This window comes from Kitasatospora sp. NPDC090308 (assembly GCF_044769485.1).
GTDB lineage: Bacteria > Actinomycetota > Actinomycetes > Streptomycetales > Streptomycetaceae > Kitasatospora > Kitasatospora fiedleri.
In genome coordinates, this window is record NZ_JBIVXY010000015.1 from 182,496 (window position 1) to 204,793 (window position 22,298).

14 protein-coding genes are annotated in these 22,298 nt (G+C 73.6%); 9 read left to right on the forward strand and 5 right to left on the reverse strand.

Annotated features, from left to right (window positions below; all coding sequences use genetic code 11):
- Nucleotides 1-1,170 precede the first annotated feature (1,170 nt).
- The 3 genes from ACIQVD_RS28360 to ACIQVD_RS28370 all read left to right on the forward strand — a co-directional run bounded on the left by ACIQVD_RS28360 (nt 1,171) and on the right by ACIQVD_RS28370 (nt 4,855).
- Nucleotides 1,171-1,680 carry a universal stress protein gene (locus ACIQVD_RS28360; RefSeq protein WP_400679991.1) on the forward strand — a complete coding sequence of 170 codons (510 nt, stop codon included), beginning with the start codon at nt 1,171-1,173 and terminating at the stop codon, nt 1,678-1,680.
- A 282-nt stretch (nt 1,681-1,962) separates the two neighbouring features.
- Nucleotides 1,963-3,888 (forward strand): hypothetical protein, encoded by a 1,926-nt coding sequence (locus tag ACIQVD_RS28365; protein ID WP_402292089.1) that lies wholly within the window; start codon nt 1,963-1,965, stop codon nt 3,886-3,888.
- A 172-nt stretch (nt 3,889-4,060) separates the two neighbouring features.
- On the forward strand, nt 4,061-4,855 hold the full coding sequence (locus tag ACIQVD_RS28370) for a hypothetical protein (RefSeq protein ID WP_402292090.1): 795 nt from the start codon (nt 4,061-4,063) through the stop codon (nt 4,853-4,855).
- 10 nt (nt 4,856-4,865) lie between these two features.
- Here the strand turns inward: ACIQVD_RS28370 and ACIQVD_RS28375 are convergent, their stop codons facing one another.
- The 4 genes from ACIQVD_RS28375 to ACIQVD_RS28390 all read right to left on the reverse strand — a co-directional run bounded on the left by ACIQVD_RS28375 (nt 4,866) and on the right by ACIQVD_RS28390 (nt 11,249).
- Nucleotides 4,866-6,056 carry an acyl-CoA dehydrogenase family protein gene (locus ACIQVD_RS28375; RefSeq protein ID WP_100838188.1) on the reverse strand — a complete coding sequence of 397 codons (1,191 nt, stop codon included), beginning with the start codon at nt 6,054-6,056 and terminating at the stop codon, nt 4,866-4,868.
- A gap of 67 nt (nt 6,057-6,123) precedes the next feature.
- Nucleotides 6,124-7,158 (reverse strand): hydroxymethylglutaryl-CoA lyase, encoded by a 1,035-nt coding sequence (locus ACIQVD_RS28380; protein ID WP_402292091.1) that lies wholly within the window; start codon nt 7,156-7,158, stop codon nt 6,124-6,126.
- Complete coding sequence (locus ACIQVD_RS28385) at nt 7,155-9,335, reverse strand: biotin carboxylase N-terminal domain-containing protein (RefSeq protein WP_402292092.1); 2,181 nt, start codon at nt 9,333-9,335, stop codon at nt 7,155-7,157. Before ACIQVD_RS28385 ends, ACIQVD_RS28380 begins: the two co-directional genes overlap by 4 nt.
- 207 nt (nt 9,336-9,542) lie before the next feature.
- Complete coding sequence (locus ACIQVD_RS28390; RefSeq protein WP_400679979.1) at nt 9,543-11,249, reverse strand: carboxyl transferase domain-containing protein; 1,707 nt, start codon at nt 11,247-11,249, stop codon at nt 9,543-9,545.
- A 130-nt stretch (nt 11,250-11,379) separates the two neighbouring features.
- On the opposite strand from ACIQVD_RS28390, the gene ACIQVD_RS28395 reads away from it, so the two are divergent.
- The gene (locus ACIQVD_RS28395; protein ID WP_400679976.1) at nt 11,380-12,060 is read left to right on the forward strand and encodes a TetR/AcrR family transcriptional regulator; all 681 of its coding nucleotides are present in this window, start codon (nt 11,380-11,382) and stop codon (nt 12,058-12,060) included.
- 225 nt (nt 12,061-12,285) lie between these two features.
- A complete protein-coding gene (locus ACIQVD_RS28400; protein WP_402292093.1) occupies nt 12,286-16,059 on the forward strand; it encodes an ABC transporter ATP-binding protein in 3,774 nt (1,257 codons plus the stop codon).
- A gap of 236 nt (nt 16,060-16,295) precedes the next feature.
- On the opposite strand, the gene ACIQVD_RS28405 is transcribed toward ACIQVD_RS28400, so the two are convergent.
- Nucleotides 16,296-17,192 carry an ATP-grasp domain-containing protein gene (locus ACIQVD_RS28405; protein WP_402292094.1) on the reverse strand — a complete coding sequence of 299 codons (897 nt, stop codon included), beginning with the start codon at nt 17,190-17,192 and terminating at the stop codon, nt 16,296-16,298.
- Between the two features lie 158 nt (nt 17,193-17,350).
- Here ACIQVD_RS28405 and ACIQVD_RS28410 point away from each other — a divergent pair, with 158 nt between their 5' ends.
- The 4 genes from ACIQVD_RS28410 to ACIQVD_RS28425 all read left to right on the forward strand — a co-directional run bounded on the left by ACIQVD_RS28410 (nt 17,351) and on the right by ACIQVD_RS28425 (nt 21,872).
- Nucleotides 17,351-18,124, forward strand: coding sequence for an NUDIX hydrolase (locus ACIQVD_RS28410; RefSeq protein ID WP_402292095.1), 774 nt, complete (start codon nt 17,351-17,353; stop codon nt 18,122-18,124).
- 841 nt (nt 18,125-18,965) lie between these two features.
- Nucleotides 18,966-20,024, forward strand: a complete 1,059-nt coding sequence (gene trpS / locus ACIQVD_RS28415; RefSeq protein WP_402292096.1) for a tryptophan--tRNA ligase — start codon at nt 18,966-18,968, stop codon at nt 20,022-20,024.
- A 182-nt stretch (nt 20,025-20,206) separates the two neighbouring features.
- Nucleotides 20,207-21,136: an LD-carboxypeptidase gene (locus tag ACIQVD_RS28420; protein ID WP_400679961.1), complete on the forward strand. Its 930-nt coding sequence runs from the start codon at nt 20,207-20,209 to the stop codon at nt 21,134-21,136.
- A 10-nt stretch (nt 21,137-21,146) separates the two neighbouring features.
- Complete coding sequence (locus ACIQVD_RS28425; protein WP_402292097.1) at nt 21,147-21,872, forward strand: nucleoside/nucleotide kinase family protein; 726 nt, start codon at nt 21,147-21,149, stop codon at nt 21,870-21,872.
- The last annotated feature ends 426 nt before the right edge of the window (nt 21,873-22,298 follow it).

Here is a 22,298-nt window from a genome sequence, read left to right on the forward strand (position 1 = left end):
GCCAGCACGTATGCACGTGGCAATTGCCAAAGGCGGTTCGAATTTCCGCGAATTGGCCGAATCCGGTTGGTACGCGTGCAACCCGGACCATGATCCCAAAAGGAACCCCGCGCGGACCGAATCCCCGGCCGAATCGCCGCACCCGCTCCAGTACCCGGCCGGACGGCCCCGACCGGGACGGCCGGGCACCGGAGGACGCTGGGTGGGGCGCGGCCGATGGGCAACTACCGTGCGCCGCCCATCGGCAGGAGCGATGACAGTCGGGTCACGTTGTGTCGTCGCACTGTTGCGCGCATCGCGTCCCGTCGGTCAAGCTCCTGGGAACCCGCCGCGAGGGGGCGCACGCCAGAGCGCGTGTTTCCCCCACACGCGGGAACCTCATCGCACGAGGGTGCCGTCGCTGGGCGGGGCCCGTTCCGAGCCGTACTCTGAAAGGCAGAGGTCGCCAACGGTGCCAGTCGTTCCCGGACGCATCGCCACCGCTGCCGTTCCTGCCACCGGGGCCTGGCGGTCCCCCGCCGCGTCCCCCTGCGTAGGCCCGTTTCAGTTGAAGAGTTTTGAGCCATGGCCGGTGAAGAGCCTTCCGCTTCTGCCCACGGCAGCCCGCACGACAGCAGGTCCGCTGTCGAGAATCCCGGCGTCCCGCCGCTCGCCGATCAGCCGCGCCACCCCGACGCCCGGCCTGCCGGCCCCGCTCCCGCCTCTGACCCCGACCCGGCAACTGGACCCGGTCTCGGCCTCGGCGTCGGCTCCGGCCACGAGTCACCCCGTCCCGACCCGGACCACGAGGACAGCCCGCACTTCCCCGACGCCGCCCCCGCAGCCCCTGCGGACGCGCTCGCCCCGCCTCCGCCGCCCGTCCGTCTCCCCGTGCCTGCCGCCCGCTCCGGCCGGCCGAGTCGGGCGAGTCGGGCGGGTTGGGCCGGACTGTTCGGCCGCGCCAACCCGCTCGGCCGCGCCGCCCACCGCCGCAACACCGACCCCGACCCCGGCCCTGCCCCTGGGCCAGATCGTGCCGTTGGGCCCGCCCCCGACCCGGACCCTGCTCCTGGTCGGTCGCGGCGCGGCGCGGCGCGTGGCACCCCTGAACGTGACACCCCAGGAAACGACACCCCCGGACCCGCGGCGGACGCCGTCGTCGGACCACGACCCGGTACTGCGGAGGACGCGATGACCGACCGATCCCGTCCCGCCGTCGGCCGCCGCGACGGCGAAGGCGAACCCCAGCTCCAGGAACACGGTTCGCGCGCCTGCGACCCGCAGTTCCAGCACGGCGTGGTGGTCGGCTTCGACGGCTCGCTCTCCAGCGAGCGCGCCCTGGCCTACGCCGTCGGCATGGCCCGACGCTCCCGCTGCGGCCTGGTGATCGTCCACGTCGCCAACCGGCTCCCCACCACCGTCTGGGCCGGCTGCGAACCGCCCGTCTTCGTGGACCTCCCGGACCAGCGCACCGAGATCCTCGGCCTCGAACTCGCCTGCGCCGACTTCCTCTCCGGTGTCCCCTGGATCCTGATCGAACGCGGCGGGGACATCTGCCACGAGATCGAGGAAGTCGGCCGCGAGTACGCCGCGGACGCCATCGTGGTCGGCAGCACCCACGGCCTGCTCGGCAAGCTCTTCGGCTCCGTCTCCGGCCGACTCGCCCGCCGCGCCAACCGCCCGGTGATCGTCATCCCCTGACCGCCCCGCACCGACCCGCCCGGGCTCGCACCGCCCCGCACTGACCTGTGGCCGCGGTACAGCCGACCGCGCCCTCCTGCGGGAGCGCGCGGCCAGGCGGTCGGCGGGCAGGCGAGCGAGCCATACACAACCGTTCCTACCCCCGCGCCCGCCTCCGCCCCGTCCCGCCCTCCGGTAGTCCCACCGCCAGGACGAGGGCTGCCACCGCGTGACCTGGTGGTATCGGCCGATCGAGTCGTTCCCCACCACACCGGTGCGCCGCGTCAAGGGACGATCGCCCTCTTGGCCGATCATGCCGAAGTGACCAATCGTCATATCGACGTACTGACTGCTCGATGGCGCCTCGCCGCAGCCGCAGCCGCAGCCGCACCACGCCGCCCCGTGCCCACCGTGCTCGGGATCGCGCTGCTGGCCCCTGCCGTCCTCGGCACCTGGACGTCGGAGGCGGGCACCACCCGCGGTGGCGAGGTGCACAACGAGTTGAGGCTGAGCGTCAGCACCAACGCCGGCACCGACCCCGGTGTGCGGCTCCGGGCGGGGGAGCCCGCCACCCGCACATACCACCTGAGCAACCACGCCGAGTACCCGCTCGGCAGCGTGGTGCTGAGCGACCCCCAACTCCCCGGCGGGCGGCTCTCGTGCGGCGCCGACCGGAGCATCCCGCCCGGCGGCACCCTCGACTGCACCGCCACCTTCACCGTCGCGGCCGGTCCGCAGACCGCGCAGGTCGCGGCAGTCGCCGATGCGCCCGACCACCTGCCGCAGGCGCACGCCGAAGCACCCACCGGCTACCTGGGCATCGCCGCAGGCATCCGGCTCACCCGGGTGGGCACGCCCGGCGGCACGGGCCTGTCCCGCCGGTCCGCACCTCGAACGCCCCCGAGCGACCTCCGCGGATCCATCCTCGAATCCACTCGCGCATCCGTCCCGGGATCCGCGATCGAATCCGCGACCGGAACCGCCTCCGGGCCCACGACCGGTGCGGCCACCCGGCCTGCGGCCAGGGCGGTGGCCGGTGTCGGCGGCACCGTTGAACTCCAGTACCGCCTGGAGGCGTTCGGTGACGTCCCGATCACCGCGGCCTCGGTCACCGAGGGACTACCCGGCCTGGGCACGGTGGACTGTGCGGGCCCGGACGGTGGGCACACCCTTTCCCCCGGGCAGGCCGTCGACTGCCGGGCAACGGGGACCGCCCGCCCGGGACGTCAGACCGGTACGGCCCGGGCGGTCGGCCTGGCGGACGACGCGACCGTCGGCCCGGACGGTAACCGCCAAGCACCCCGCCAGGTCTCCGCCGAGGCGGACGGGGCCTACGACGGACTGCGACCGACCCCGTCCCACCCGGAGCCGACCGAGCCCGCCCCCGTCGGCCAGGGGGCCGGTTCCGGCTCGGGGGCTGGAGGGGGTTCCGGTGAGGGCTCCGGAACCGGGACCGGGCCGGGCACCACCCCCGGCTCGGGTCCCGTCACCGGATCGGGAGCAGGCGCGGGAGTGGGAGCGGGAGCGGGCCAGGGGCAGGGCGGCGGTGCGGCTGCCGGTGCCGGGCCTGCCGCTCCCGGCACGACGGGCACCGGCGGCACCGCAGCTACGGGCACGGCTCCGGCGCTCTCGAACGACGCGGTCCCGCCCGGGCTGTTCCCGGTCTCCGTCCCGCCCGGTACCCGACCGGAGGCTGCCGCGGTCGGGCAGCAGCCCGGCGTCGCAGGGCAGGCGCAGCCCGCGGCGGGAGCCCCGGCCCTGGCAGGGCAGTTGCTCGTACCGTTCCTCCCCGGCCAGGCGCCGGAGCTGCTGCCGGGCGGGACCGCCTTCGCCCGGCCCGCCTCACCCTTCGCCGCGCCGGGACGGTCCGGTGCGGCGAACCCCTTCTCCGGAAACCCGGCGGCGAGCACGACGGACAGCCGGATCGCCTCCGCCCTCGCATCTTCCTCCGTCCTGGCCTCCACCCCCGCCTCCGGCCCGAGCCGGGAGACCGACCGGGCCTCCGGCACCGCGGTGGGCCGGCAGCCGTCGGCGCCCGCCACGGGCCGGTCCCCGGGCATGCAGGCGCAGAGCCAGTTCGCGGAGGAGGACTGGCCCCGGGGAGACGAGGACGACACCTGGGACGGCGCCCAGGTGATGATGCTCCTGCTGGCGATCCTCCTGCCGGTGCTGTGCGTGCTGGCGGCGGCCTTCACCACGCGGAACCGCGGTCGGCGAGGACGGCCGTGACCACGGTGACAGCGACGGCGCGGGCAGCGGTGGCGGCGACACCGCGGCGGAGCACACGGCGTCTCCGCCCCAGCAGCCCTGTTGGCATTCTTGTCGAGTCAAGGAACGGTTCGGAGCACGCTCCTGAGGCCGGCGGCAGGGCAGGCGCAGCCGCCGACACGGTCGGGCCGCGATGCTGACCGTCGCCCTCGCCGCGGTGTCGGGCGCGGCGCTGGCGCTGGTGATCGGCCTGCTGCTGGGTCGGACCAAGCGGGCGCGGGAAGGAGCGACGACACCGCAGGCGATGTCCTTTGCCGGGGCGGCGATCCTCGGCTTCTTCGCGCTCTTCCTGGGGTTCAGCATCGCGGGCACCTGGCAGCAGCTGAACTCGGCGCGCCAGCACACCTATGAGGAGTCGCGGGCCCTCACGGAGGCTTACTGGACCGCCGGCGGCCTGCCCGAGGCCGACCGCCCCGCCGTGCGGGACAGGCTGCGGACCTACACCAGGGTGGTGATCGACGACGAGTGGGCCACCATGCGGCACGGCACCGGGAGTCAGGCCGCCTGGCAGGCGGTCGACCAGGTGCGGGCCGCCGTCGACCGGGCCGCCGTGCACAGCCAGGCCGAGGCGAGTGCCCGGACCGATGTGCTGCGGAGCCTGTCCGACGTCAACGCCAAGCGGAACGCGCGGCTGGGTGATCTCCGTGCGTCCGTGCCCGCGCTGGCGATCGGCGGTCTGCTGGTGGGGGCGGTGTTCGTGCTGGCCACCCCCTCGGTGATCGGGCTGACCTCCAACCCGCGGAACCTGGTGCTGATGTGTTTCGTGGGCGCCTCCGTGGCGTTCGGGGTGAGCATGGTGGCGGTGATGAGCGGGCCGTTCTCCGGCGCGGCGCGCGTCCAGCCGACGGCGTTCCAACTGGCGTTGGAGCGCTACGACCAGATCGACCGCAACGCCGGGGCCTCGGCCCCGCCCCCGTTCCCGTCCTGACCGGTGCGGTTCAGGACGTCATGCCGAGTTCACGGGCGATGAGCATCCGCTGGACCTCCGAAGTTCCCTCGCCGATCTCCAGGATCTTGCAGTCGCGCCACATGCGGGCGACCGGGTACTCGTTCATGAAGCCGTAGCCGCCGTGGATCTGGGTCGCCTCGCGGGCGTTGTCGACCGCGGCCTCGGACGCGTACAGCTTGGCGATGGCTGCCTCCTTCTTGAAGGGCTCGGAGTGCAGCAGCCGGGAGGCGGCGTCCCGCCAGGCCAGGCGGGAGGTGTGCGCGCGCGTCTCCATGTCGGCGAGCTTGAACTGGATGACCTGGTTGGCGCCGATCGGCCGGCCGAAGGCGCGGCGGGCGGCCGCGTACGAGAGGGACTGGTCGACGCACCCCTGGGCCAGGCCGGTGGCCAGGGCCGCGATGGCGATGCGGCCCTCGTCGAGGATGCGCAGGAACTGGGCGTAACCGCGGCCTCGGCGTCCGAGCAGGTTGGCGGCGGGTACGCGACAGTCGGTGAAGGACAGTTCGCGGGTGTCCGAGGCGTTCCACCCGACCTTCGAATACTTCTTCGACACCTGGAACCCGGGAGTCCCAGTGGGAACGATGATGGAGGAGATTTCCCTGGTGGGCGAGTGATTTGACGATCCATCACTCGAATGTGTGATCGGTTCGGTCAGTGCGGTGACGGTGACGAGCCCGGTGACGTCGGTGCCGGAGTTGGTGATGAAGCACTTGCTGCCGTTGATCACCCACTCGTCGGTGGCCTCGTCGTAGCGCGCGGTGGTCCGGGTCGCCCCGGCGTCCGTGCCGCCCTCGGGCTCGGTCAGGCCGAAGGCGCCGAGCATCTCGCCGGAGGTCAGCTTCGGCAGCCACTCGCGCTTCTGCTCCTCGGTGCCGAAGAGGTGGATCGGCATCGCGCCGAGCGAGACCGCGGCCTCCAGGGTGATCGCCACTGAGGAGTCGACCCGGGCCAGTTCCTCCAGGACCAGGCAGAGCGCGAAGTAGTCGCCGCCCATGCCGCCGTACTCCTCGGGGAACGGCAGTCCGAACAGGCCCATCCGCCCCATTTCCCGGACGATTTCGTACGGGAATTCATTCTGCTCGTAGTATTCGCCGATCTTCGGCGCAATCACATCGTTGGCGAACTCCTCGACGGTGCGGCGGAGTTCCTCGTACTCACTGCTCAGGCGGTGGTCGAGCACGGCTGATCCTCCCGGGATCGCGGCCTGGTGGGCCTGGTGAGGGTGGGGAGTCGGAGGGTGTCGGGGATCAGGACGTCGGCTCGAGTAGGGCGCGGACCGTCCTCGACGGGCTGGGGCGGCCGAGGTGACGGGCCATCCAACCACTGGTCGCGGCGAGTGCCGCGAGGTCCACGCCGGTCTCGATGCCCAGGCCGTGCAGCATCCAGACGAGGTCCTCGGTGGCGAGGTTGCCGGTCGCGCTCTTGGCGTACGGGCAGCCGCCGAGGCCGCCGGCCGACGCGTCCACCACGGTCACGCCGGAGCGCAGCGCCGCCAGCGTGTTGGCGAGCGCCTGCCCGTAGGTGTCGTGGAAGTGCACGGCCAGCCGTTCGACCGGTACGCCGGAACGGGTGAACGCGTCGAGCAGCCCGTTGACGTGGCCGGGGGTGGCGACGCCGATGGTGTCGCCGAGGCTCAGCTCGGCGCAGCCCATCTCCAGCAGCGCCAGGCCGTGGCGGACCACCTGTTCGACCGGCACCGGGCCCTCCCAGGGGTCGCCGAAGCACATCGACAGGTAGCCGCGCACCGGGATCCCGGCGTCCGCGGCGCGCCCGACCACCGGACGGAACATCGCCATCGCCTCGTCCGCCGAGCGGTTGAGGTTGCGCCGGGCGAAGGTCTCGGTGGCGCTGGCGAACACCGCGACCTCGGCGGCGTGGTGCGCCAGCGCCCGGTCCAGCCCGCGCTCGTTGGGCACCAGCACGGGCAGCCGCAGGCCCGGGTACCGCGCGGGCAGGTCGGCCAGCCGGGGCACCAGCTCCTCGGCGTCCGCCAGCTGCGGCACCCACTTGGGGTGGACGAAGCTGGTCGCCTCGACGGTGCGCAGCCCGGCGGCGGCGAGCCGGGCGATGAACTCGGCCTTCACCTCGACGGGGACACGGGCCGCCTCGTTCTGCAGCCCGTCGCGCGCGCCGACCTCGTGGATGCGGACCCGGGCGGGCAGCCCGGGATCGCGCACCGGCTGCGGGAGGCCGAGCTCCAGCACGGTCGGTCCGGCTGCGGCGGAGGGCGTGGTCGTGGATGTGGACACGGGGGCGGTCGGCCCGGACGGCGTGGTGGTCATCGGGTCGCCTCCGGGAGGGGCGCGGCGGGGACGGACGGCTCCTCGGCCGCCGTGACCGTCACCAGGGGCGCGTCCATGGCCACCGTCGCGCCGGCGGCGACCCGCAGGTCCTCGACGGTGCCGTCGTGCGGCGCGGAGATGACGTGCTCCATCTTCATCGCCTCCAGGACCAGCAGGGCCTGCCCCCGGTTCACCCGCTCGCCGGGCTCGACCTTGACCACCGTGACGGTGCCGGGCATCGGCGCGGTGAGGGTGCCGTGGTGGGCGGCGCCGGCCGCGGCGCGCTCGGCGGTTACGTCGAACGGGTGAACGGGCCAGGCGTCGCCGTCGATGCCCAGCCAGTGGACGGCGCCCTCCGGGGTGTGCTCCGAGGCGACCGTGAAAGTGGCCTGCAACCCGTCCACCGCAAGGCGCAGCAGGTCTCCGTCGAGACTCGCGCGGGCCCGCCGGACCGGTGCGTCACCCAGCCGCACCTCCCACTCGGGGGTAGACGTCGCGGAAAAACCGATAGCGCTCTCGATTTCGCCGCTGGTAATCATTCGGCAGCTCACGGTGACCGGTTCGCGGCCGGGCAGCCGGAGCCGGTGCGTGGTCCACGCGGCCTCGCCACCGAGCCGCCAGCCGGAAGGGAGGGAGAAGGGGTCGGTCCAGCCGTCGGAGGCACCGACGCGGCCGAGTTCGAGCTGCCGCAGCAGTGCGGCGGCGAAGTGGAGCAGGTCGATCGACTCGGGACGGGTGTACGGGGAGCTCAGCAGCGAGGCGTCCTGCTGGGCACTGCGTTCCACCAGTCCGGTGTCGAGCCGCCCTGCCGTCACCTCGGGCTGCGCCAGCAGCCGGCGCAGGTAGCCGGTGTTGGTGGTGACGCCCAGGATGCGGGTCTCGGCGAGTGCGGCCCGCAGCCGACGGATCGCGGTCGGGCGGTCGGGCCCGTACGCGATCACCTTGGCGAGCATCGGGTCGTACAGGCTGCCGATCCGGTCACCGGGTGCGATTCCGGAGTCCACCCGGACGCCCTCCCCGGAGGGCTCGTCTAGCAGCAGTACCTCGCCGCCGGTGGGCAGGAAGTCCCGTTCCGGGTCCTCGGCGCAGATCCGGGCCTCGATCGCGTGGCCCAGGAAGGAGATGTCCGACTGGGCGAACGGCAGTGCCTCGCCCGCGGCGACGCGCAGCTGCCACTCGACCAGGTCGAGCCGTTGCGGGCCGTCGGGCCCGGCCACGGCGACGGCCAGTTCGGTGACGGGGTGTTCCACCTGGAGACGGGTGTTCATCTCCATGAAGAAGAAGTCGAGGACGTCGTCCGCGCCCGGTCCCGCGGGATCGCCGCCGGGGACGATGAACTCGACCGTGCCGGCGCCGGTGTAGCCGCAGGCTTCGGCGGCGCGCACCGCGGCCGCGCCCATCGCGGCGCGGGTCCGAGGGTTCAACAGGACGGAAGGGGCCTCTTCGATGAGCTTCTGATGGCGGCGCTGCAGACTGCACTCGCGCTCGCCGAGGTGGACGGTCCGGCCGTGGGTGTCGGCCAGGACCTGGACCTCGATGTGCCGGGGCTGGTCGACCCAGCGCTCCAACAACAGGGTGTCGTCACCGAACGCGGTACGGGCCACCCGACGGGCCGCGGCGAGCTCGGCGGGCAGCTCGGCCGGGTCGCGGACCAGCCGCATGCCCTTGCCGCCGCCGCCGGCCGAGGGCTTGAGCAGCACCGGGTAGCCGATCCGGGTCGCCGCCTCGATCAGCTGCTCGTCGCTGGGCGAGCCGTCCTCGCTGCCGGGGACGACGGGCACCCCGGCGGTCCGGACGGCCTCCTTGGCGTTGATCTTGTCGCCCATCAGTTCCACCGCGGCCGGCGGCGGACCGATGAAGACCAGCCCGGCCCGGGTGCAGGCTTCGGCGAAAGCGGAGTTCTCGGCGAGGAACCCGTAGCCGGGGTGGACGGCCTGCGCCCCGGTCCGGCGGGCGGCGTCCAGGATCAGGTCGGCGCGCAGGTACGTCTCGGCGGCCGAGCTGTCGCTGCGGTCGGCGGGCCCGAGCCGGACCGCGAGGTCGGCGGCCCGGACGTGCGGGGCGTCGGCGTCCGCGTCGCTGTGCACGGCGACCGACCGCACGCCCAGCCTCCGCAGGGTGCGGATCACCCGCAGCGCGATCTCGCCGCGGTTGGCGACGAGCACGGTGTCGAACATGAGAGGTGTTCCTCCGTCAGGAAGGGAACGGTGGGCGAGTTGGCGAGGTGTCACTAGTGCTGGCCCCGGCGGCCGTTGCGGGCCGTCGGGCCGGTTCTGTCCCGGGCCGGTTCTGTCCGGGCCGGATCTGCCCGGTCCGGCCGGTGGCGGCGGTCAGACCGGCCCGGGCGGCGCGGCGCGGTGCGGCGCGGCGCGGCCAGTCGGGCGTCACATGCGGAAGACCCCGAACGGGCGCGGTTCGGCGAGCGGGGCGTTGGCGCAGGCGGTGAGCGCCAGGCCGAGCACGGTACGGGTCTGCAGCGGGTCGATCACACCGTCGTCCCACAGCCGGGCGGTGGCGTAGTACGCGTTGCCCTGGCGCTCGTACTGCTCGCGGACGGGGCGCTTGAACTCGTCCTCGTCCTCGGTGGACCAGTCCTCGCCGCGGGCCTCCACCTGGTCGCGGCGGACGGTGGCCAGCACCGACGCCGCCTGCTCGCCGCCCATCACGGAGATCTTCGCGTTCGGCCACATCCACAGGAAGCGGGGTGAGTAGGCCCGGCCGCACATCGAGTAGTTGCCCGCCCCGTACGAGCCGCCGATCACCACCGTCAGCTTGGGCACCCGGGTGCAGGCCACCGCGGTGACCATCTTGGCGCCGTGCTTGGCGATGCCGCCGGCCTCGTACTGGCGGCCCACCATGAATCCGGTGATGTTCTGCAGGAAGAGGAGGGGGATGCCGCGCTGGTCGCACAGCTCGATGAAGTGCGCGCCCTTGAGCGCGGACTCGGCGAACAGGACGCCGTTGTTGGCGACGATGCCGACCGGGTGGCCGTGGATCCGGGCGAACCCGGTCACCAGGGTGGTGCCGTACTCGGCCTTGAACTCGGCGAACCGGCTGCCGTCCACCAGCCGGGCGATCACCTCGCGCACGTCGTAGGGGGTGCGCGGGTCCACCGGCACCACGCCGTACAACCCGGCCGGGTCGACCGCGGGCGGCTCGACCGGGGCGAGCGGCCACGGCTTGGCGGCGCGCGGGCCGAGCCCGGCCACGATGGTGCGGACGATGGAGAGCGCGTGCGCGTCGTCCTCCGCCAGGTGGTCGGTCACGCCCGAGGTGCGGGAGTGGAGGTCGCCGCCGCCCAGTTCCTCGGCGGTCACCACCTCGCCGGTGGCGGCCTTCACCAGCGGGGGCCCGCCCAGGAAGATGGTGCCCTGGTTGCGGACGATCACCGCCTCGTCGCTCATCGCGGGCACGTACGCGCCGCCCGCGGTGCAGGAGCCCAGCACCGCCGCGATCTGCGGGATCCCGGCGGCGGACAGCCGCGCCTGGTTGTAGAAGATCCGCCCGAAGTGGTCGCGGTCCGGGAACACCTCGTCCTGCATCGGCAGGAACGCCCCGCCGGAGTCCACCAGGTAGACGCAGGGCAGCCGGTTCTCCAGCGCCACCTCCTGTGCGCGCAGGTGCTTCTTGACCGTCATCGGGTAGTACGTGCCGCCCTTGACCGTGGCGTCGTTCGCCACCACCAGGACCTCGCGTCCGGCGACCCGGCCGATCCCGGCGATCACCCCCGCTGCCGGGGCGGCCCCGTCGTACAGCCCGTCGGCGGCGAGCGGGGCCAGTTCGAGGAACGGCGAGCCGGGGTCGAGCAGGGTGTCCACCCGCTCCCGGGGCAGGAGTTTGCCGCGGGCGACGTGCTTGGCGCGCGCCTTCTCGCCGCCGCCGAGCGCCGCCGCCGCGAGCTTGCCGCGCAGCTCGGCGACCAGCTCCCGGTGCGCCTGCGCGTTGGCCAGCCCGGCCGGGGCGGACGGGTCGACCGCGCCCTCCAGCCGGGGGGCCGGGGCGTCGGCGGCGGCGAACGGCGGGGCGGCCGGCGCCGTGCCCCGCGCGGGGGCGGCGGACCACGGAAGGCTCTGTGCCGAAGAGAGGACCATCCCAAGAGCTCCCTTGCCCCTCGGATCGGATCCGGGCAGGCCGAAGGGCGAGCCGGCCAGCCCGTGTTAATGAGCGTTAACTCTGCGGCCAGGTTAACCATGGATAACCCAACTGTCTACGATGGGCAGCATGCCCAACCGCCCCGCCGCCCCCGCGCTCCCACGCCGTGACCAGATCCGGAAAGAGGCCGCCAGGCTGTTCGCCGCCCGCGGTTTCCTCGGAGTCGGCGTCGACGAGATCGGCAAGGCGGTCGGCATCAGCGGCCCCGGGCTGTACCGGCACTTCGCGGGCAAGGACGCCATGCTCGCCGACCTCCTGGTCGGCATCAGCGAGCGCCTGCTGGACGAGGGGCGGCGGCGCGAGGGCGAGGCTGCCGGGCCGCGGGCCGCGCTGGACTCCCTGATCGACGGGCACATCGACTTCGCCCTGGACGACCGGGACTTGATCACCCTCCACGACCGCGAACTGCTCCACCTCAAGGAGGACGACCGCCGCCGGGTGCGCCGGCTCCAGCGCGGCTACGTGGAACTCTGGGTCACGGTGGTGCGCGAGGCGTTCCCGCCCCTGGCCGCGCCCGAGGCGGAGCCGCTCGCCCGCGCCGCCGTGCACGCGGTGTTCGGCCTGCTCAACTCCACCCCGCACAGCGCCGCGCCGCAGCCGCCCCAGAGCACCCAGGGGGCCCAGGCCGAGCCGGGCCCCGAGCGGTCCGGGCTGGCCCGCGACAGCATGGCGGCCCTGCTGCGCGCGCTCGCCCAGGGGGCGTTCGTGGCGGCCGCCGCCGAGGTCGGACAGGACCGGCCGACCGCCTGACCTGCCGGTACCGGTACCCCGCGGTCGATGGGGGGTGGAGCTGCCTCCACCCCTCGCCTAGGACGATCGGCTGACCCAGGTCTAGCCGATCGCCTGAGGCGCACCACCGCGCACCGCGGGCAACCTGTAGACGGGAAGGAAGCTCGGCCCCAGGTCGTTCAGCCTCCCATGCGCCCCTCGAACCCGATGGACGCTCGACCGGCCGAATGGTTAGCATCACTAAATATGCCCGAGACTCATGGTTTCCCAGAGCGAACTTGGCTCCGCCGGCTCGGTGGCTACTGCTGGCGCTACCGTCGCAACCTGCTGCTGTCCTTCGGGGCTTCCCTGGTGGGCATGGCGATCACGGCGATCGTCCCGCTCATCACCAAGCTGATCGTCGATGACGTGATCACCACGCACAGCCGTCCGCTCACCCCGTGGGCGGTGCTGCTGCTGGTCGCGGCGGCGGTGGTGTTCCTCTGCACCCAGATCCGGCGCTACTACGGCGGGCAGCTCGCGCTGGACGTCCAGCACGACCTGCGCGCCGACCTGTTCCGCTCGCTGACCGGGCTCGACGGCCACCGGCAGGACCGGCTGGACACCGGCCAGGTGGTCGGCCGGGCCACCTCCGACCTGCAACTGGTCAACGGCCTGCTGTCGATGATGCCGATGATGACGGGCTACGCCCTGATGTTCGGCATGTCGCTGGTGGTCATGCTCTGGCTGTCCCCGCCGCTCACCCTGATCGCCCTGGTGATGGGCCCGGTCCTGTGGTGGATGGCCACGTTCAGCCGCAAGCGCCTGTTCCCCGCGACCTGGGCCGCCCAGCAGCAGGCCGCCGAGGTCGCGGGCGTGGTGGATGCGGCGATCGGCGGCGTCCGGGTGGTCAAGGGCTTCGGCCAGGAGGCCCAGGAGCGCGGCAAGCTGGAGCGCGCCTCGCGCGAGCTGTTCGCGGCCCGGCTCCGGTCGATCAGGCTGAACGCCCGCTACACCCCGGCCATGCAGGCCGTCCCCGCGCTCGGGCAGGTCGCGGTGCTCGCCGTCGGCGGCTGGCTGGCGGTCCGGGGCAGCGTCACGCTCGGCACCTTCGTCGCCTTCTCCACCTACCTGGCGCAGATGACCGGCCCGGTCCGGATGCTCGCCATGGTGATCACCGTCGGCCAGCAGGCCCGCGCCGGAGTGGAGCGCGTCCTGCAGCTGATCGACCAGCGCCCGCTGGTCGCCGACGCCGTCGGCGCCCACCCGCTCGACCCGGCCGCCGCGCCGCCCGGCACCCCCGCGCTGGAGCTCGACCGGGTCGACTTCCACTACCGCGCCGAGGAGCACCCCGAGCCGGGCAGCGTCCCCGACGGTGCCCCGGTGCTGGAGGGACTCAGCCTGCGGCTCGCCCAGGGGGAGACGCTGGCCCTGGTCGGCGCGTCCGGATCCGGCAAGTCCACCGTCGCCCAGCTGGTGCCCCGCTTCTACGACCCCACGTCCGGCACGGTCCGGCTGTTCGGGCAGGACGTCCGGGAGCTCACCCTCGACTCGGTGCGCGCCACCATCGGCATCGTGCCCGAGGAGAGCTTCCTGTTCTCCGAGAGCGTCCGGACGAACATCTCCTACGGGCACCCCGAGGCCACCGAGGAGCAGATCGAGGCCGCCGCCCGGATCGCCCAGGCCGACGCCTTCATCCGGGAGCTCCCCGACGGCTACGACACCAAGGTCGGCGAGCAGGGCCTCACCCTCTCCGGCGGCCAGCGCCAGCGCATCGCGCTCGCCCGCGCCGTCCTCACCGACCCGCGCCTCCTGCTGCTCGACGACGCCACCTCCGCGGTCGACCCGCAGATCGAAGCGGAGATCCACGACGCGCTGCACAGCGTGATGGCCGGCCGCACCACCCTGCTGATCGCCCACCGCCGCTCCACCCTCCAGCTCGCCGACCGGATCGCGGTCCTGGACGCCGGCCGGCTGATCGACCTCGGCACGCACGAGGAGCTCACCGCCCGATGTCCGCGCTACCGGTCGCTGATCACCGACCCGGACGCGCTGGCCGCCCCCGCCCCCACCCGCGGAGCCGAGCCCGAGCGGGCCACCGGGGCCGAAACCGCCGCGCCCGCAGCACGCACCGCCCCTGCCGCACCCGCAGCACCCGCCGCCGTGGCCGAGAAGTCCGGCGCGGACGCCGAACTGCTCGCCAAGGTCGCCGCCCTGCCGCCCGCGACCGACACCCCCGACATCCCGGTCGAACGGGCCGAGGCCGCCGACCCCCGGTTCGGCCTCGCCCGGCTGCTCGCCCCCTTCCGCCGCCCCCTGCTGCTCGCCCTGTTCCTGGTCGCGCTGGACACCGCCGCCGGGCTCACCCTGCCGGTCCTGATCCGGCACGGCATCGACGACGGCGTCAGCAAGGCCGCGTTCGGCGGCGTCGCGGTCGCCTCCCTGCTGGCCCTCGCCGTCGTCCTGCTCGACTGGCTGGTGCAGGCCACCGAGAGCCGGATCTCCGGCCGCACCGGCGAACGCGTCCTCTACACCCTGCGGCTGAAGATCTTCGCGCACCTCAACCGGCTCGGCCTCGACTACTACGAGCGGGAACTGACCGGCCGGATCATGACGCGGATGACCACCGACGTCGACTCCATCTCCTCCTTCCTGCAGACCGGCGTGGTCACCGCCGTGGTCAGCGTCCTCACCTTCTTCGGCATCTTCGCCGCCCTGATCGTGATCGACCCCGGCCTCGCCCTGGTCGTCTTCGCGGTGCTCCCGCCGCTGGTCATCGCCACGCTGGTGTTCCGCAAGAAGTCCGCCCAGCAGTACCAGGTCTCCCGGGACTTGATCAGCACCGTCAACGCGGACCTCCAGGAGAACGTCGCCGGCATGCGGATCGTCCAGGCGTTCCGCCGCCAGGACGCCAACACCGAGCGGTTCGTCGAGCGGGGCCTCGCCTACCGGCAGGCCCGGGCCAAGGCCCAGTTCTACATCTCGCTGTACTTCCCGTTCGTGCAGTTCCTCTCCAGCGTCGCCTCCGCACTGGTGCTGATCGCCGGAGCCTCCCGGGTCGACGACGGTACCCTCACCATCGGCGCCCTGGTCGCCTACCTGCTCTACATCGACCTGTTCTTCGCGCCCGTCAACCAGCTCTCGCAGGTCTTCGACGGCTACCAGCAGGCCGCCGTCGGCCTCGGCCGGATCCGCGACCTGATGCGCACCCCCACCAGCACCCCCCAGGCCGAGCACCCCGTCCCGGTCGGCGCGCTGCGCGGCGACATCGACTTCCGGAACGTCAGCTTCGCCTACAACGGCGGCGGCGAGGGCAACCCCGAGGTGCTCTCCGGCATCGACCTGCACATCCCGCCCGGCCAGACCGTCGCCCTGGTCGGCGAGACCGGCGCGGGCAAGTCCACCCTGGTCAAACTGGTCGCCCGGTTCTACGACGCCACCGGCGGCACCCTGCGGGTGGACGGCACCGACCTCACCAGCTACGACCTGGACGAGTACCGGCACCGGCTCGGCGTCGTCCCGCAGGAGGCCTACCTCTTCGCCGGGACGGTCCGCGACGCCATCGCCTACGGCCGCCCCGACGCGAGCGACGCCGAGGTCGAAGCGGCGGCCAAGGCGGTCGGCGCGCACGACATGATCACCCGGCTGGCTGGCGGCTACCACCATCAGGTCGCCCCCCGCGGCCGCAACCTCTCCGCGGGCCAGCGCCAGCTCATCGCCCTCGCCCGGGCCGAACTGGTCGACCCCGACATCCTGCTCCTCGACGAGGCCACCGCCGCGCTCGACCTCGCCAGCGAAGCAGCCGTCAACCACGCCGCCGACCGGCTCAGCGGCGGACGCACCACCCTGGTCATCGCCCACCGGCTCACCACCGCCGAACGCGCCGACCGGGTCGTCGTCCTCGACCACGGCCGCGTGGTGGAGGACGGCACCCACACCGAACTGCTCGACCGCGGCGGCACCTACGCCAAGCTGTGGAACGCCTTCACCGCGGAGGGGCACCCGGCACCGGCACCGGCCCCCGCCCCGGCCCTCGGCTGAGCCACGGCGCCACGCGGTCGCGGAGCCGAACCGCCGAGGCCGACGGCACCCGCGCCCGCCCTTGAAGCGGCGGGCGCGGAACGGCCGCCGACCTCGCAGGTGCTCGGGGACAGTCGGAGGTGGTCGGAGACAAGGCCGTCCGGCCCCGGAGCCGGCCCGGGCGGGTCGCGACCCGGCCACCGCCCGGGACGGACCGCCCCGCCGGGTCCGCCAGGTCCGCCGGGTCCCTGCCCGGGCTACGCCTCCAGCAGCGCCCGGAACAGCGCCTTGACGTCCACCCCGGAGGGCAGTTCGCTGACCTGGCCGTCCCCGACCTCCACCACCCGCCACCGACCGGCCCCGTCCGCAGGCCCCGCGTCGGCGCGGCGGGCCAGGTCGGTGGTGACGAACCGGCACCCCAGTCGGCGGACCAGCGGGCGGACGGCGGACAGGTCGGGCTCCATCCGGTTCGCCGGACTGTCGGGGTGCGGTCCGACCAGCACCGGTTCGCCGTCCAGCCACCAGACCCGGGCCTCCTCCGCCCGCCCGTCCGCGGTCCGGACGAACCGCTCGAAGCGGCGCACCACCAACCCGCCCGCCAGGAAATCGCCCTGCAACTCGGCGAAGCGCGACGCCACCCGCTCCAGCGCGTCGAGGTCGGCCAGCTCGGGCACGTAGCAGGCTTCGGCCCACTCGTGCTTGCGGGACTTCACGTAGTCCTTGACCACCGCGGGCCCCCGTCCGCCCAGGGCGGCGGCGGCCACGGCCAGCGCGCTCCGGTCCCAGGCCGGGCCGGGCAGCCAGCTGCTGGCCGGGGTCAGCGACTCGAACGTCCCGTACCAGCCGGGCAGTTCATGGGCGGTCGCGTACGCGTCCGGGCCGGTCAGCAGCGGTCGGCCGAGGGCGGCCAGGGCCTCGGCGAGTTCGGCGTACCGGGCGGTGGGGATCATCCAGCCCCGGTACCAGAGCGGTCCCGGACCGGCCGGGACGCGGCGGACGGCGGCCCCGACGTCCCCGGCGAGCAGCGCGTCGTGGTCGAGCAGGAGAGGATTGCCGCCCACCGCCCGGACCGCCCCGGCCTCCCAGGCGAAATGCGGGTCCACCCGGCGGGGGAGGAGCGGGTCTGACGGAAGGATGACGGCGGGCTCTACCATGCGGCTCAGATTAGGTCCACCGATCGGTGGAGAGTCCGGAAATCCCTTGGCCCCTCCCGCATTTCCGCCCGGAAACCCGATCGACACCCCGTTCCGCCCTCTGCCAGGGTGCTCGCATGCGATGGATCACAGGGCGCCGGAAACCCGACGGTCAGCGGGTGCCCCGGCAGGCGGCGCGGACGGTGGTGCTCTCGCCGGACGGCGAGGTGCTGCTGTTCCGGTCCGACAACTCCGAGGTCGGACTGCACTGGAACGCCCCGGGTGGCGGCCTGGAGCCGGGCGAGTCCCCGATCGAAGGCGCCCTCCGGGAGCTGCACGAGGAAACCGGCTGGACCGACCTCCGGCCCGGCGCGCTCATCTGCACCTGGGAGCACGACTTCACCTGGCACGGCACCCCGGTCCGCCAGCACGAGCACATCTTCCTGACCCACGGCCCGCGGCGCGAGCCGGGAGACGTGGCAGCGGTCCACCGGATCGACGGCATCCTCGGCTGGCACTGGTGGACGCCGGCCGAACTCGCCGCGCCGGACGCCGACCCGCTCTGGCCGCCGAACCTGTCCAGCCTGCTCACCGCAGTCCGCGCCGCGGCACCCGACCCGATCGAACCCGTCCACCTCGGCTACGTGCCGAACCCCGCCCCGGAGGGGGGACGACTGACAGCCGCCCGACCCCCGGACGGCCGCGCGGCCCGAGCCGCGACCGAACCGGTTCAGCGGATCGGGCGCCGACCCCTCCGGCGCCCACGAGCCGCCGGGAGCTCGGCCTGCCAGTCACGCAATCCGAGCTCCCGGTCGTGCACCGCCTCCGGATTGATCACCACCGACAGCAGGGCGGAACGGAGCTCCTCCGGGCCCAGCCCGGTCGAACGCTGCAACTGCTCGGTGGGCACCGACACCGCGATGGCCGGCCGCCACTCCGGCAGCACCACCTGACAGGTGCCGGACCCGAACCGCAGCAACCGCGCCGCCACCCGGCGGTCCGGCCCCCGCCCGCCCGGCCCGGCCCCCTCGACCGGCCCCGGCGACCCGCCGATCAGCACTCCCATCGGCACCCCGACCGGTTCCACCGGCGCACCCGCGGCCCCGACGGCGACGTCCTCCGCCGGATCGGGAAACCCGTCCGGCGCCGTCGGCACCGCCCGCACCTGGCTCAGCCGCCGCGAAGGCGCGGGCCGCCGCTGCGGACGCGCCCGACCCACCGGCCCACCGACGCCCCAGGCCCCCGGCGACCACCCGACCACCCCGGGAACACCCGCACCCAGCACCCGCCCCCCGTCACCCGTCCCCCCGAGCATGTCCCCGCCCCGGTCCGACACGACGCGCTCCCGCTCGGCCCGGTCTGCCGCGCCCGCCGCCCCGCGACCGTCCGGCACTGGGTCGCCCGGCACCGAACCGCCCGTCGCCGCAGGCCGGTTGGCGTCCGCGTACGGCCGGTCCGACGCGTTCTGTTCGCGCGAGGTCATGGCTGCTGCCCCTCCGGATTCTGAGCTCGCCCGATCCTGCACCACCGGCGCGCATCGGGCCAAGGGACGTACGCACACACTCGATGGTTCCGCGCCGAGGGGCCAAACCCGTTGCGGGCCCGGGGCGCAGCGTTATGGTGGGAGGCATGTCTCTCACGTCATGCCTGCGCTGGTGGCCGTCCTAGGACGGCCGTCCCCCACGCATGACTCCAGGGCCGTCCGCAAGGGCGGCCCCGGCGCGAGCACCTCGGACGGACCAGGGCCCACCCCGGCGGGCGGCCACCGACCGCAACCGAGGAGCACCTCCCGCCATGACCGTCGCCACCACCGGCAGCACCGACCTCCGCCCCGCCACCGCCGCCACCGCGAACCCGCTGGTCGCGCCCACCGCCGCGGGGCACCACCGCATCCTGACCGGCGACCGCCCCACCGGGCCGCTGCACCTCGGCCACTACTTCGGGACGCTCCGCAACCGGGTCGAACTCCAGGCACAGGGGCTCGAGTTGATGATCGTCATTCCCGACTACCAGGTGATCACCGACCGGGACCGCGCCGACCGCCCCGCCGAACACGCGGAGAACCTGGTCCTCGACTACCTGGCCGCCGGCGTCGACCCGGAGCGCGCCACGATCTTCACCCACAGCTCCGTTCCCGCGCTCAACCAGCTGATGCTGCCCTTCCTCAGCCTGGTCAGCGTCGCCGAACTCTCCCGCAACCCCACCGTCAAGGACGAGATCGCCCACTCCCGGCAGTCCGCCGTCAGCGGGCTGATGTTCACCTACCCCGTCCACCAGGCCGCCGACATCCTGTTCTGCAAGGCCGACCTCGTCCCCGTCGGCCAGGACCAACTGCCGCACCTGGAAGTCACCCGCACCATCGCCCGCCGCTTCAACGACCGCTACGCGCCCCTCTTCCCCCAACCGCAGGCCCTGCTCTCCCGTGCGCCCCTGCTGCTCGGTACCGACGCCGGCAAGATGAGCAAGAGCCGGGGCAACGCCATCGCCCTCGGCGCCGACGAGGACGAGACCGCCCGGCTGCTCCGCGGCGCCGTCACCGACCCCGACCGCCACATCGCCTACGACCCGGAGAACCGCCCCGGCGTCTCCAACCTCCTGCTGCTCACCGCCCTCTGCCAGGACCGGGACCCGCACGCCGTCGCCGAGGAGATCGGCAGCGGCGGAGCCGCCCTGCTCAAGCGCACCGCCACCGAGGCGGTCAACGAGTACTTCCGCCCCCTGCGGGCCCGCCGCGCCGAACTCGCCGCCGACCGCACCGTCCTGCGCGAGGTCCTGCACGCCGGAAACGCCCGCGCCAACGCGGTCGCCGACCGCACCCTCGACGAGGTGCGCACCGCGATGGGCACCTGCTGACCCCCGACCGCCCGAACCCCCGTCCCGGCAGGGCGGCAGCGGCAGCGGCACCGCCGGGATGGGCCGACACCGGACGGGGGATACCGTCAGCAGGCGGAACAACGGCCGGCCGCCTCCCGACCCCCTCGCCGCCCCGCCCCGCCCCGCCACGTCCCCGTTCGCGCTCCCCGAAGGAGTACCGGATGTCCCTGCGCCCGCTCCGCCCCGGCGACCGGGTCGCCCTCGCCGCCCCCAGCGGCGCGATCGACCCCGCCCGACTCGACCTCGGCACCGACATCGTCCGCTCCTGGGGCCTGGACCCGGTCGTCCTCCCGCACCTGCACGACACCCACCCCACGCTGCCGCACCTGGCCGGAACCGACGCCCACCGCGCCGCCGACCTGCAGTCCGCCTGGCTCGACCCCGACATCGCCGCCGTCCTCTGCGTCCGCGGCGGCTTCGGGGCGCACCGGATGGTCGACCTCCTCGACTGGGACGCGATGCGGGCGGTACCGCCGAAACCCCTGGTCGGCTTCAGCGACATCACCGTCCTGCACGAAGCCGTCGCCCAGCGCCTCGGCATCCCCACCCTCTACGGCCCGATGCCCGGCACCACCGTGTTCAGCACCGACCCCGCCACCGCCGAACACCTGCGCCGCACCCTCTTCGAACCCGCCACCACCACCGTCCTCACCGGCCCCGACGCCACCGCCCTCGTCCCCGGACGCGCGCACGGCGTCCTGACGGGCGGCTGCGCCTCCCTGCTCTCCGCCGACCGCGGCACCCCCGGCGCCCGCCCGTCCTTCGCCGGCGGCCTGCTCATCCTGGAGGACATCAACGAGCAGCCCTACCAGCTCGACCGCATCCTCACCCAACTCCGCCGCAGCGGAGCCCTGGAGGGTCTGGCCGGCGTGGTCCTCGGCTCCTGGGAGGGCTGCGGCCCGCTCGACGGCGTGCGCGCCGTGATGCTCGACCACTTCGGCGACCTCGGCATCCCCGTCCTGTGGGAACTCGGCTTCGGCCACTGCCCGTCCTCGATCACCGTCCCGCTCGGCGTCCCCGCCACCCTGGACGCCGACGCCGCCACCCTCACCCTCGACGCACCCGTCCTCGGCACCCCTACCGGCGCGTAGGGTGCGATCCATGCACGTCGAAGGCACCCCCAGCACCGCCCCCGACCCCGCCGCCACCGGGGAGCCCGCCACCGCGGAGCAGGCAGTGGCCCGCGCCCTCGGCCTGCTGCGCGGCCCCGGCAGCGGCACCGGACGGACCCTCCTCGGCCTGGCCGGACCGCCCGCCGCCGGCAAGTCCGCCCTCGCCCGCCTCCTGATCGACGAGGTCAACCACCGCGAGGGCCCCGACACCGCCGCCTACCTCCCCCTGGACGGCTTCCACCTCTCCAACGCCCAGCTCGACCGCCTCGACCTGCGCCCCCGCAAGGGCGCCCCCGAGACCTTCGACGCCCGCGGCTACCTCGCCCTCCTCCAGCGCGTCGCCACCGACCGCTTCCACGAGGTCTACGCCCCCGACTTCGACCGCACCCTCGACGAACCGGTCGCCGCCCGCCACCTCATCCACCCCCACACCCGACTCGTCGTCACCGAGGGCAACTACCTCGCGGCCCCCACCACCCCGTGGACGGACGCCCGAGCCCTGCTGCGCGAACTCTGGTACGTCGACGCGGACGAGAAGACCCGCGACGCCCGTCTGCTCGCCCGCCACACCGCCGGCGGCCAGGACCGGACGGCCGCCCGCCGCCGCGTCGACAGCAACGACGGACCCAACGCCGCGTACGTGGCGACCACCCAGGCGGCCTGCGACTGGGTGGTCCGTCCGGGCGAGTTTGCATCTGTCCATCAGTCGGCGTAGTGTCGACTAGTCGCTCGGCAGGGAGCACCGGACACGTGTCTGCGTGGACGGTCCCGGGGCGGCCAATCCCTTGAGAAACCGGTTCGGCTGATCCGTGACGGGTCGCGTGTCTTTCGCGTCCCCGTTCGTATTCGTCGTGCGCTTTTTCGGAGATTGCGGCCGATTCGCTTTTCGGAGCGGGGATCGGCTAGAGTTTGAAACGTCGGAAGGGCCGTCAGGCCGCGGAAGACGAAAGCGAGTCGGGAAAGAGCACGAGCTCGGATCTGATAAGCTGGAAACACGAAAGAACGAAGCGCCCGGAGATGCGGTCGGAAGGCCGGTCGAAGGAAGTGTCCGTTCCTTGAGAACTCAACAGCGTGCCAAAAGTCAACGCCAGATATGTTGACATCCCCGGCCTCGACTCTGTTCGGGGTTGGAGATTCCTTT